The 12351-nt window shown below is 69.3% G+C and carries 9 protein-coding genes, 1 tRNA gene and 1 other RNA gene; 3 read left to right on the forward strand and 8 right to left on the reverse strand.

What is annotated here, in order from left to right; genetic code table 11:
- Positions 1-105: 105 nt before the first annotated feature.
- Entirely contained in the window at positions 106-1239 is a 1134-nt protein-coding gene (locus C4J65_RS17335) for a glutathione-independent formaldehyde dehydrogenase (RefSeq protein WP_115746500.1), read from the reverse strand.
- Between the two features lie 154 nt (positions 1240-1393).
- Between C4J65_RS17335 and C4J65_RS17340 the strand changes: the two genes are divergently transcribed.
- Positions 1394-1585 carry a hypothetical protein gene (locus C4J65_RS17340; protein ID WP_115743224.1) on the forward strand — a complete coding sequence of 64 codons (192 nt, stop codon included), beginning with the start codon at positions 1394-1396 and terminating at the stop codon, positions 1583-1585.
- Between the two features lie 10 nt (positions 1586-1595).
- Here the strand turns inward: C4J65_RS17340 and C4J65_RS17345 are convergent, their stop codons facing one another.
- The 7 genes from C4J65_RS17345 to C4J65_RS17370 form a co-directional block, all read right to left on the reverse strand.
- Positions 1596-2486 (reverse strand): MIP/aquaporin family protein, encoded by an 891-nt coding sequence (locus tag C4J65_RS17345; RefSeq protein ID WP_115743225.1) that lies wholly within the window; start codon positions 2484-2486, stop codon positions 1596-1598.
- Positions 2487-2700: 214 nt separating this feature from the next.
- Complete coding sequence (locus tag C4J65_RS36105; protein WP_162833218.1) at positions 2701-2847, reverse strand: hypothetical protein; 147 nt, start codon at positions 2845-2847, stop codon at positions 2701-2703.
- Between the two features lie 562 nt (positions 2848-3409).
- Positions 3410-7147 (reverse strand): DEAD/DEAH box helicase, encoded by a 3738-nt coding sequence (locus C4J65_RS17350; RefSeq protein WP_162833219.1) that lies wholly within the window; start codon positions 7145-7147, stop codon positions 3410-3412.
- 45 nt (positions 7148-7192) lie between these two features.
- Positions 7193-8092 (reverse strand): effector-associated domain EAD1-containing protein, encoded by a 900-nt coding sequence (locus C4J65_RS17355; RefSeq protein ID WP_115743227.1) that lies wholly within the window; start codon positions 8090-8092, stop codon positions 7193-7195.
- On the reverse strand, positions 8089-8628 hold the full coding sequence (locus C4J65_RS17360) for a hypothetical protein (RefSeq protein WP_162833220.1): 540 nt from the start codon (positions 8626-8628) through the stop codon (positions 8089-8091). Before C4J65_RS17360 ends, C4J65_RS17355 begins: the two co-directional genes overlap by 4 nt.
- A 411-nt stretch (positions 8629-9039) precedes the next feature.
- Positions 9040-9303 carry a hypothetical protein gene (locus tag C4J65_RS17365; protein WP_240330447.1) on the reverse strand — a complete coding sequence of 88 codons (264 nt, stop codon included), beginning with the start codon at positions 9301-9303 and terminating at the stop codon, positions 9040-9042.
- A gap of 329 nt (positions 9304-9632) precedes the next feature.
- Positions 9633-9720, reverse strand: a tRNA-Ser gene (locus C4J65_RS17370).
- Positions 9721-9793: 73 nt separating this feature from the next.
- Between C4J65_RS17370 and ffs the strand changes: the two genes are divergently transcribed.
- Together ffs and C4J65_RS17380 are read left to right on the forward strand one after the other, a co-directional pair.
- An RNA gene (ffs, locus tag C4J65_RS17375) (signal recognition particle sRNA small type) lies at positions 9794-9890 on the forward strand.
- A gap of 45 nt (positions 9891-9935) precedes the next feature.
- Positions 9936-12281 (forward strand): DNA polymerase III subunit gamma and tau, encoded by a 2346-nt coding sequence (locus C4J65_RS17380; RefSeq protein ID WP_115743229.1) that lies wholly within the window; start codon positions 9936-9938, stop codon positions 12279-12281.
- Positions 12282-12351: the final 70 nt, after the last annotated feature.

Below are 12351 nucleotides of genomic sequence, written 5' to 3' on the forward strand. Positions count from 1 at the left end.
GGCAGTCGCAGACCCTCACCGGTCGCCGTCCGGCTTCGTCCCCCTGGCGGTGTGCGTGGCGCTGTGGTTCCGGCTGCGCCTGCGTCCGCGCCCGCTTCCGCGCGGCTAGGGGTGCAGGACCACCTTCGTGTAGCCCTCGATCCGCTTGTCGAACTTGTCGTACCCGGACGGAGCCTGGTCCAGGGGAAGTTCGTGGGAGACGACGAAGCTGGGCTTCGCCCTGCCCTCGATGATCATGTCTCGCAGCTGGCGGTTGTAGCGCTTCACGTTGCACTGACCCGTCCCCACCCGCAGGCCCTTCTCGAAGAGCTTGCCGATCGCCACGAGGAGCATGCCCTGCTTGGCCTGCTCGTCCGGACCGCCCGGGTCGGCCGGGACGTAGAGCCCGGGAACGCCCAGGGCTCCGGTGGGCCTGACCGTGTTGACCAGCGAGTTCAGGACGGTCGCCGGTTCCTCCTTGCCGGTCCCGCCCGCCGTCGCCTGGTAGCCGACGGCGTCCACGCCCTTGTCCGTGCCGACGCCGTCGGTCTGCTCCCTGATCTGCTCGACCGGGTCGCCCGCGGAGAAGTCGACGGGCACCGCTCCGATCTCCTCGGCCTTCCCCAGCCGCTCCGGGACGCGGTCGACGACGAAGACCTTCTTCGCGCCGCGCAGCAGCGCCGAGTAGGCCGCCATCAGCCCGACGGGACCCGCCCCGTACACCGCGACGCTCTCGCCGGGACGGACACCGGCGAGTTCACAGCCGTGGTAGCCGGTGGGGAAGATGTCGGCGAGCAGGATGAAGTCGGTCTCGTGCGCGTCGCCCTCGGGTAGTTTCAGGCAGTTGAAGTCGGCGTACGGGACCCGCAGGTACTCGGCCTGGCCGCCCTGCCAGGGGCCCATGGACACATAGCCGTAGGCGCCGCCCGCGAAGCCGGGATTGACGGTGGTGCAGTAACCCGTGTACCCGGCGGCGCAGTTGGTGCAGAAGCCGCAGGCGACGTTGAAGGGCATGACCACCCGGTCGCCCTCCTTCAGTCCCGTGACGCCCTGGCCGACCTGATCGACGATCCCCATGTTCTCGTGGCCGAAGACGATGCCGGGCTCCGCCGCCGTGCGCCCCTCGTACATGTGCAGGTCCGAGCCGCAGATCGCGGTCGACGTGACGCGCACGATCACGTCGTTCGGATGCTGGATGTCCGGCTTCGCGACGTCTTCGACCGCGACAGTGAACGGTCCCTTGTAGACGACAGCCTTCATGGTCGTGACCTCCGTCCGCGCACGCATTTCCGTGACCCATCTCTCATGGTTCTCCGGTCGACGGGACGGGGCAAGTCGGTAATCTCGGGAATCTCAGGAATCTCGGGCGAACGAGACGCCTGCCGCACACCGCACCGTGAAAGGAGGCCACAGGGTGTCAGCGCAACGACTGGGAACTCTGCTGGTTCCCGTGCCGGGTCTCTCCGGCACCACCTACCCGCCCGGCACGACGGTCACCGTCCGCGGCCGCGGCGCCACCGTCGACGCCTTCGTCAACGGTGACTGGCTTCCGCTGTCGTGGTGGGAGTTCTCCGACGGACTCCGCGAGGACGTCGCCGACCGCTAGGGCTCCTCGGTCAGGAGGGTTCCTCGGTGGCCGGTCCCTCCTCGCGCGCGGTCAGCCTGGCCTTGAGCACCGGGCTGATGAGCAGGTCGTACACGAGGACCCCGACCACCCCGCCGATGAGCGGCCCGACGATAGGGATCCACCAGTAGCCGCTGAACCACTGGAAGGTGCCTGGCAGGGCGATGTCGCCCCATCCTTCGAAGAAGGTGAACAGGCGGGGTCCGAAGTCGCGGGCCGGGTTGATCGCGTATCCGGCGTTGGTACCGAAGGCTAGGCCGATCGCGACGACCACGAGCCCGATGAGGAACGGGTGGAGATTGGACATCGGGGCCGTGTTGCGCGTGTCGATGAGCGCGCAGATCAGCAGCAGCAGGATCCCGGTGCCCACGATCTGGTCGAGCAGGGGGCCCCACCAGGAGTCGCCGAAGTACTCCGCGGGGAACGTGGCGAAGATCGAGTACGTGTTCAGGGACGTCTCCCGTGTCTCGCCCGCCTTGGTGATGGCCGCGTCGATCGCCCACCGGTAGCAGGCGTACACGAGCGCGGCGGCGACGAAGGCGCCCACGACCTGGGCGAGCCAGTAGGGCAGGACCTTCCGCCAGGGGAAGTCCCGCCGTACCGCGAACCCGAGGGTCACCGCCGGGTTGAGGTGCGCACCGCTGATGCCGCCGGCCACGTAGACGCCGAACACGACGGCGAGGCCCCATCCCCACGCGATGATGAGCCAGTTGGCGGCCCCGAACTCCACGGCCTGCCGGCCCGAGCCCGGCAGCCCGGCGACCGCGACGGCCACCGAACCGACGCCGAAGAGAATCAGGACGAACGTCCCCAGAAACTCGGCGCACATCTCACCGCCGATGCCTTTTCGGTAGCCGCGTCGATGAACAATGCGTTCGGCCATCGGCCCTCCTTCATTGGAACGTCGGAACAGTCCAATCCGCTCCATACCCGGAAAAACCGGATGGTCAGAGGATCAACCGGGTGAATGCGCGCGCGAACGGGCGAAAATCCACCCTTCAGGAGGCAACGCGACTCACTCCCGCTGCCGCGGCTCTGCGCGGCGCCAGCCAGATCAAGCCGATGGCCGGTGGCAGTGTCACCTCCGTGTACTCCGTCTACGACCCGCTGGACTCGATCCAGTTCGCCGCCGACGAGCTGCTGGCCGCCGTCGAGGCCGCCGCCGACTGGAGCATGTACGTGTCCGTGCCCGTCTTCACCCCCGAAGGGACGCGCCCCGCGGTGGCGGCGGGCGTGAAATCCATCGAGCGCAAAGAACCTGGCGCTCGTCGTCAAGGGAGGCAGGATCCACAAGAACCGACTCGGCTGAGACAGCGCCCCGGAACCGTGCCCAGGGGGGCGCCGGTCATACTCGCTCGACGACGATCGATTCCGGAACCAGCTTCTCCAGGACAACGAAGACCGAGGCACGTCGAAGGGCCCCACCGCGAACGGTGGGGCCCTTCGACTTCGTGCCCGGTGAGGCACTGGCGGAGGATACGAGATTCGAACTCGTGAGAGGTTGCCCCCAACACGCTTTCCAAATGTTCGTACGGGGGTCCGGCGGGGGCCGTGGGTGTCCTGACCTGCGGCGGAGCTTCCAGCCTTGCCACGTCCGAACACCCCTGGACGGATATGTATGAGACCAGAACTGAGACCGGTGCTGCCTTGGCGCGCTTCTTCAGGGCCTGTCCACCTCACGAGGCGGATCGTGGGGCGTCGGTCGAGGCAGAACTGGGCATCTCCGGCGCCGGGCGCTCGGGCCGACGGTGCGCGGCGGCCACCGACCTGTGACGGACCCAGGCCGCGCCGACAGCTCTGGCCAATTCAGTTGGCCTGCGCAGGCACCGACCAGCTAATACTGCCCAGCGACGATAGCCGGATGCCTGACAGCTCCTCCACAACTTCCCTCCCACGCACCTGCCCCCGGGTCTTTACCAAATGTGCGAGGACTGACAGAAGGTGGTCGGGCTCAAGGAACCGGGCAACCAGGCCCTGCGAAGCCAGTGCCTCCTGCACCCCCGGCCGCCGACCCCGGACCACGACCAGCGTGCGTTCCTCCCGGACGTCCGAGACCATCCCGGCGGTGAGGTCCGATACAGGCACGCGGACGGAAACCGCCGCGCCGGCCTCCCCAGAGCTCCACTCGGCGACGTAGAACGACCCGTCGATCCCACCGTCGGTCACCTCCAATCCCAGGCACACGGCGAGCTGACTGAGCCGCTCCAGGTATGCGACGGCCCCGTTGGCGTTCTCCAGGTCCTCCGACACGTCGTCGAAGATCCGGCCCTCGCCATTGGGGATCACCACGTCGGCCCACTCACGGGCGATCCGCTCGCGGTGGGCCTGTTCCTGAGCCAGCCGGCTGTCGATGATCCGACGGGCATAGACGCGTTCAGCGTCGGTCAGGACCTCCTTCAGCGGGTCCACGTCCACCAGCAGCGACGGCGGGTCGGGTTGCTGATCTTCGGGCAAACCCGTCAGCTTCGCAAGCCGCTCGCGGTGCAGGCCGGTGATCCGCATCTTGGACACCTTCGCCAGCCACGCCGGCAGCCCGGAATCCACCTGCTGGGCGATCAGTTGCATCCGCGCGGAGTGGTCGACCCCGTCCTCAGTGAAGCTGATGTCCGCGGCGGCCCGAATATAGCCGGCCATCTGCTCGCAGAGCTGCTCGACGTCGGAGTAGTTCAGCGACAGGGACGGCGCCTTGAACTTTCCCTTGTCCGGGTCCTCCTCCGATTTGATCGCGCCTGAGAACCGCTGCTGCATATCGGCGAACGGCACCCCGTGCAGCCACTCGTACGCCACCAGTGCCCGCAGCAGGGCGTTGACCTCGTCGGTGGCGGCGGCATCCTCGTCGCCAGCCAGCAGACCCCGGAGCTCCTGCGAGACCACTGGCCGCCCGGCCTCGCGCAGTAGCCGCTCCGGCAGTGGGGCGCCCTCAGCGGCCACCCAGTCCGCGCAGTCCTGGCGCTTCTGCCCGTCCTCGGCGCAGTACGTCAGGGCCATAGTGAGCACCGCTCCCTTCAGAGAGGGAAGATGGCGGTTGCTTCCTTCGCCTGGAAGCGCCACCCAGGCCGTGACCTGCTTAATGGAGCGGGCCCGAGAGGCGTGCCACAGCAGCTCTAGTGTTCCGGCGCCGCTGCGGACCAGCCCGGCCAGGCGTTCTAGGTCGGGGGCGTCGTCGAGCTCCAGACCGGACCGCCCGACGGCTTGGCCTAAATCGGTGAGCTTCAGGCTCTTCGCCGCGCCGGGACGTGTGCTCCGGCCAACCTCGTGGATTAGCCTACGCTGCTGGAACTCTCGCAGTATATCGATGGGTTCGGGCAGCGTTGGGTGGCTCGGCTCGTAGCTGATCAACAGGTTGTCGAGGATCACTCGACTCCGCGCCAGCCACTTGCTCTCCACCAGGATCCGGTTGTCCTGGCAGAGCACCTGAAGTACTAGGCCGCTGATTGCCTCCAGGTCGCGGTACTGAGACCGGACGGCCAGGGAGCGGCGCTTGCTTTGCACAAACCTTTTGGATACCCCCTCAACCGTGGCCAGATCCTTGATCTCGACGGTGGTCAGACCGTCGACGTTTTGGAGCTCCAGGTCGGAGGGGACCAGGATGTAGAACTGGCCGCGCTCGGCGACCGTCTTGCCCCGGCGGCCCGCCCGCCCCCCCCTGTTATCCAGGTCCGCTGGCAGTAGCAGCTGCCGGGTGCGTTTCGAACCGGCGCCCGACAGGCCGGAGATGCTGGTTGCGACGACCGTGTCTGCGGGGAGGTTGAGGCCCACGGCGAGGGTGTCGGTAGCCACCAGTACGCGCAGCAGGCCGTCCTCGGCCCGGAACTCCTCCTCCAGCAGCCGCCGCATCGGGGGTGCCAGCGCTGCCGAATGCGCGGCCACGCCCGTGCGGAGGCTGCGGATCACCAGCTCGTAACCAGGGATGTCCGAGGTCAGCAGCCGGTCGTACAGGTCACCGTCCCGGCCTCGGTGGGCGGACTCCGCACTCTTGTACCGGCCGTTGGCCCAGGGTGAACCACCTTTGGGAGGCTGGAAGGCGGCGTCCAGGACCTGGCGGATGCCACCCGCCAGCTGGTCTGCGGCAGTCCGGGTCGGGACGAAGCAGATGATCCGGCGCTTGTCGTTCGTCTGGAGGATGCTGAGGACGAGGGTGGCGGCGAGCTCGGCTGTGGACAGCTTTCGATGGAGGCCGTTGAGGCCCTTGGATAGCGCTTGGGCATACTTGCTGCGCAGAGCGGGCAGCCGGTGCTGCTCCCGCACCGACTCCGGCGGCATTCGGCTGCCCGGCATGTTCATGCTTAGTAGGTGGGCGTCGCGCTGGACCAGCCAGGTCCCCTGGTCCACGACGTAGGTGTCGAGCGGGACGGGCCGCTCGTTGCTGCTTGGGGTGAAGGTGGTGCGCTGGTTGCCCAGCCACTGTTCCAGCGTCTCGCCCGCTTCGGGGCTGAGGGCGGCCGACAGGCCGAGCAGTGCCGGTCGGTCCCCGGGCCGCAGCTTGATTAAGGTGAGCAGGGCCTCCAGCTTGGCTGCGCGGTCGCCGGTCTCGGACAGCATCTGGAGTTCGTCGACGACCACCAGTCGAGTGCGGTCCAGCGGGCGCATCCCGTTAACTAGGTACACGCCTAGCTTTTCGTAGATGGCCACGGCGATCTTGTAACGGCCGTTGCCCACCGGCCGATCGCTCTCGGGATAGTCGCGAGACACCCCGTACACCTGCCCTTGGAGCCGCTCTAGCGCCTCGTGGCTACCGAGCCAGCCCTGCCACCCGGCCTCCTCCTGCGCCACCAGCGCCTTGATCGGCAGTAGCATCATGGCTGACTCGTCGTTGTTGAGGGCCATCGTCATGCCGACGCGGGCGATGGTGGTCTTGCCGCTGTTGGTCACGGCGTACACCAGGGCCACGCCGCGGTCGTCAATGATCTTTCGGCAGACCTGGACCAGATTCTGCTGGAACTGGTTGAGCTCCTCCCACGGGCCGAGCCTCTGTTCCCACAGGGCCAGAATTGCCTTCCGGAGGTCGGGACGGGGGGACTTGGGGAGCAGCTCACCGTAACCGCCGACGGGCGGCAGGCGGGCGTCGAGGAGGGGCGCCGTTGCGGTGGCGCACGGCTCGCCGGTCCCCGGTACGTCGGGGGTCTCGGGACCGGTCGAGGTCTGTGCCGGGACGATGGTGATGTCGATGACCGCTTCGGGCGAGGGCGCAAGCCCGTGGGGCGGCATGACGTCGGGGGCGAGGGACGTGTCCAAGCCGTGCTCGGTGACGAGACGCATGATCTCTGGGTTGTACTGCACACGACTGGCGCTGCCCAGATGCCGGACGATCTTCCGCCAGCCCCACCGGACCGCACCTTGTTCGGTGCGTGTGCGTACGTGGTACCAGAAGTCCTCCGCGCCCTTGGCATCGATGGGGAACTCGGTTGACGGGTACCCGAGTTCGGTGAGGATTCGTCGCCACTCGTCGTGGCTGAACGCCTCGGAGAGGAGCTTGAGGAGCGCCTGCCAGTCCTCGGGCGGGATGTCCCATGGGCCGATTTCGTCGTGGTCCTCGTCGTTCACATCGGGTTTAGGCACACGGGAAGGCGGCACTGCGTCTCCTTCACCTCAGGAGGTGCGGGTCAGGACGATGAGGTCGGAACGGATGGGACGGCAAACTCCGGCGCGGTTCACCACGTCCTGGGCGGCCAAACGGGCGGCGGCAACGAGTCCCCTTTGAGACAACGGGGCGGACAGCGCAGCGAGTTCTACGTAAAGGGCGGCGGCGAAGAGGGTCGAGCAGTCCGAGTCGAGTTTGCCACGGTGGGCAATCACCACGTCGGCCAGTTCCGTGAACTGACCCGCGATCGCGTCGCTATCGCACGAGCGCAAGACGAGGGCCCGCAGGCGATGGTCGTAGTGCTCGGCGGCCAGCCGGAGAGTGCTGGCTAGTTCGGCGGCGGGCAGGGTGTGGGGCTCGCCGTCCTGGTCCTCCAGCAGCAGTCCCTCCTCGGTGCCGTGGCAGGCCAGGTGCAGAATGTCGGGCAGCTCGCGCCGGATCCGGACGAGGTCCGCGACGGTGGCCGCGGGGCCGGGGATGACCTCCAGGGAGCTGCCGCTCGCCGTCAGGATCTCGCGCAGCTCGGCTCCAGCCCGTACGGCGCCCCGCCGGGCCGGCTCTGCACCGAGCACCATGACCTTGGGCACTCCGGTGGCGGCCGTGTCCACGGCAGTGTCCGCACCAGGGGCGGGGGCCGCCGCGAACACTGGGTTGAACGGGCGTCGCGCCCGGGCCTCGGCCAGGATCCGCCGTCGGCCGTCGGCCATGATGCCGGTCGCGATATTCGCCGACACCGTCTCCCAGTACTCACGAGGCGACCTTGGCGCATACGGCAACGCGTCGGACGGGTAGCCGGCGGCCAACAGCAGCGTCTCTGCCTGCCCGGGGGCGTTGTAGACGCTGGCCAGTTCTCCGATCTCTTCCCGGAGCAGCGGCTCCAGGCGGGCGTCGGCGGTGCCCCCGCTCACAGGGTGGCGTCCAGACGCAGTGGGTGGGGCAAGGTGCGGGTGTAGCGGCGCAGCAGGGGGATCTTGACTCCTGCGGTCACCGTGCACGCCAGATCCGTGACGGAGCCGACGGTAGTACGGACGACCATGCGGAGCGCGTGACAGCCGGTTAGCTCGGTGGCGATGGTTCGCCGGAACTCCCAGCCGGGCGTGGGCCCGTGCAGCCCCAGGGCCTGGGCGAAGGGCTGGTGGGAGGTGTACTCCTGGTGCCGTCCGACCTCGCCGAGCGAGGCGTCGGCACCGAGGAGGGAGAGCTGAGGGCCGAGCCGGCGGGTCCGGGTGACCTGGACGGCGTCCGTCAGGCGCATCGGGTCCATGGAATGGGCCAGCGGTGGCGGAAACTCGGGCTTGGCGGAGAAGTTTAGGGCGAGGTGGGCGAACTCGAGCCGGGGCCGCTGGGGGGTGGGAGCGAAGGTGAGGGATAGGTGGACCAAGTGGTAGTCGCACGTGTCGGCCTGACCGGTGAGGTATTCGCTGAGGTCGGGATCGTCGGCCAACTGCTCGGGTGTGAGGCGCTGGGCGAGAGGGCCACCCAGCCGAACCCGGCCGCGCAGCGGTGGGGGAGCATCGAGGGCCTGGCCATCACCAGGTTCATGGCCCCGCAAGGCTTCGTCGGGTAGCAGGACTAGGTCCTGTTCGGGCAGTTGGGGATCGTCGAACTCAATCATCCGTCACCTCTCGGGCAGCGCGACCTTCGAGGGGGCCGGCTGGAGGCCATCCAGGCGTATCCCCCGTGGCAGCCTGTGCAACGGAAGGTTAGCGACTGTCGACCTTCCGGAACCAGCCGGAGCGCCAACTTCCACCCGACAAGTGACCATGCGGGACTGCTGCATGACCGACGCCAGTACCTCCCCGGCAGCACCGCTTCTGAGGTCCGGGACATGGACCCGAAGATGCGGGAGAACTTGTCAGGGTTGGCCGACTCGATGGCCTGGAGGGAAGCGCGCACCCGCTGGCCCGAGGCCGTGCTGGGCGACGGTGGAGAGGATGGATGACCAAGAGGCGCGGCTCTCGGCGACGGTGCCAGGGAAGATGAGGGGGATCTTGAACGTCTGGTAGTTGCTGTACTCGACCTCGTCGGCTTCTTCGACTGAGAGGCCGAGGCCCTCGTTCTCCTTGAGGAAGATCTGGTGAGTGTGGTCCCAGGTATCGGACAGGTACTTCCAGAACATCAGTGCTCGTGTCCGGGTGGCGATCTCAGGGCTGTGGAGCTTCCGCCGGGCATCCTTTTTGTGCCTCTGCCGGTGAGGCGGTGATCGACCTCTGTTGCTGGGCGGTTCAGGGAGCCGACTTGGGACGGGGGCCGTGCATGTTCCCGCGGAGCGCTGAGCGGGTCGCCCTGGAGGATCTCCGCCTCTAAGCAGCAGGGCGCCGACGAAGCCCGTTCGCGGGCGTCCGCGACCGTCCGCCCTGCGTAACTGAGACCAAAACTGAGACCACGCACGTCGAAGGGCCCCACCGCGAACGGTGGGGCCCTTCGACTTCGTGCCCGGTGAGGCACTGGCGGAGGATACGAGATTCGAACTCGTGAGGGGTTGCCCCCAACACGCTTTCCAAGCGTGCGCCCTAGGCCTCTAGGCGAATCCTCCGCCGAGAACATTACATGACGCCGGGGAGTGCTTGCGAACTCGTTCTGAGGCCCCCACATCGGGTAACGTGTGGCCCAGCCCCTCACGCGGCGCTATCTGACTGAACTCCCCCAGGGCCGGAAGGCAGCAAGGGTAGGTCGGCTCTGGCGGGTGCGTGGGGGGCGTCTCTTTTGCGGGCGGTCCGGTTGTCGGTGGGCGCCTATAACCTCGTATGCGTGTCGTCTCTCGCGCTCTACCGCCGTTACCGCCCGGAGTCCTTCGCCGAGGTCATCGGGCAGGGGCATGTCACCGACCCGCTGCAGCAGGCGCTGCGGAACAACCGGGTCAATCACGCGTACCTGTTCAGCGGTCCGCGCGGCTGCGGCAAGACGACCAGCGCCCGGATCCTGGCGCGCTGTCTGAACTGCGAGCAGGGCCCCACGCCGACCCCGTGCGGCGAGTGCCAGTCCTGCCGCGACCTCGCCAGGAACGGGCCGGGTTCGATCGACGTCATCGAGATCGACGCCGCCTCCCACGGCGGTGTGGACGACGCCCGTGACCTGCGGGAGAAGGCCTTCTTCGGGCCTGCCTCCAGCCGGTACAAGATCTACATCATCGACGAGGCCCACATGGTCTCCCCGCAGGGCTTCAACGCCCTGCTGAAGGTCGTCGAGGAGCCTCCGGAGCACCTGAAGTTCATCTTCGCGACCACCGAGCCCGAGAAGGTCATCGGGACCATCCGGTCACGGACCCACCACTACCCGTTCCGGCTCGTGCCGCCCGGCACCCTGCGCGACTACCTCGCCGAGGTGTGCGGCCGGGAGGGGATCGCGGTCGAGGAGGGCGTGCTCCCGCTCGTCGTGCGGGCCGGCGCGGGGTCCGTGCGTGACTCCATGTCCGTCATGGACCAGCTCCTCGCGGGCGCCGGCGCCGACGGTGTGACGTACGACATGACCACCGCCCTGCTCGGCTACACGGACGGCTCGCTGCTCGACTCCGTCGTCGAGTCCTTCGTCTCCGGGGACGGCTCCGCCGCCTTCGGGGTCGTGGACCACGTGATCGAGGGGGGCCACGACCCGCGGCGCTTCGTCACCGACCTGCTGGAGCGCCTGCGCGACCTGGTGATCCTCGCCGCCGTGCCCGACGCGGCGGACAAGGGGCTCATCGACGCCCCCGCCGACGTCGTCGAGCGGATGCAGGCCCAGGCACGGTCCTTCGGCGCCGCCGAGCTGAGCCGGGCCGCCGACATCGTCAACGAGGGGCTGACCGAGATGCGCGGCGCCCACTCGCCGCGCCTCCAGCTGGAGCTGATCTGCGCGCGCGTGATGCTGCCCGCCGCGTACGGCGACGAGCGGTCGGTGATGGCCCGGCTGGACCGGATCGAGCGCGGGGTGCAGTTCTCGGCCGGTGCGGGCGCTCCCGCCATGGGGTACGTGCCCGGGCCCGAGGCGCACGCCGGTGCGGGGGCGGGGGCCGCGGTGCCCGCAGCGGCTCCCGTTCCGCCGGGCGGCGGACCCGCCGCGGCCCGTGCGGCGGTGCGGGGGCAGGGCGCCGGGACCCCGACGGGCGCACCGGGCGGTGGCCCTTCCGACGCGCCCGCCGGTGCCGGTGCCGGTCCTGCCCCCGACGCGGGTGGCCGGCCCGCCGGTGGCGGACACCCGCAGCCGGCGCCCTCGTCGGCCGACACCACTCCCGCTCCGGCCCCGCCTTCAGCTGCGACACCTTCACCTGCGGCACCTTCAGCTGCGGCACCTTCACCTGCCGCCGCTTCCGCGCCTGCTCCCGCCCCGGCGTCCGCGCCCGGTGCCTGGCCGACCGCGGCCCCCGCGGGTGGCGGGCGCCGCCCCGGTGGGTGGCCCACGGCGGCACCGGCGGGCGGTGGACAGCCCCGGACCCCGGCTGCGCCCGCATCCGGCCCCGCCGCGACTCCGGCGCAGGCGCCGGCTCCCGCGGCGGCCGCCCCCGCGCCCGTCTCTCCGCCGCCGGGTGCCTCCGGGGTGGACCCCCGTTCGCTCTGGCCCAACATCCTGGAGGCGGTCAAGAACCGCCGCCGGTTCACCTGGATCCTGCTCAGCCAGAACGCCCAGGTGACCGGCTTCGACGGCACCTCCCTCCAACTCGGATTCGTCAACGCCGGCGCCCGCGACAACTTCGTGAGCAGCGGCAGCGAGGACGTGCTGCGGCAGGCCCTGGCCGAGCAGTTCAACGTGCAGTGGAAGATCGACGCGGTCGTCGACCCGTCCGGCGGCGGCGCGGCACCCCCGCCCGCCGGCGGTCCCTCCGGCGGATCCGGGGGCGGCGGCTTCGGTGGCGGTGGCGGTATCGGCGGGGGCCCGCCCGCCCAGCGGCCGTCGGCGTCCACGCCCACGCCCGCCGCGCCGTCTCAGGCCCACGCCCCGGCCCCGGCGCCCGCTCCCGCCCCCGCGTCTCGGCCCTCGGCACCCGAGCCGCCCCCGGTCTCCCCCGAGGACGACGTCCCCGAGGACGACGACCCGGACCTCGACGAGTCGGCTCTTTCCGGCAAGGAGCTGCTGGTCCGCGAACTGGGCGCCACCGTGGTCGAGGAGATCACGAACGAATAGCCGCCCGCCGTCGGTCTTCCGCCGGGTCTGGAGGAAGGCACAAGTCGCCGCCTCCCGTCCGTTCGGAAGC

Origin of the sequence: Streptomyces sp. CB09001, assembly GCF_003369795.1 — a bacterium.
Lineage (GTDB): Bacteria > Actinomycetota > Actinomycetes > Streptomycetales > Streptomycetaceae > Streptomyces.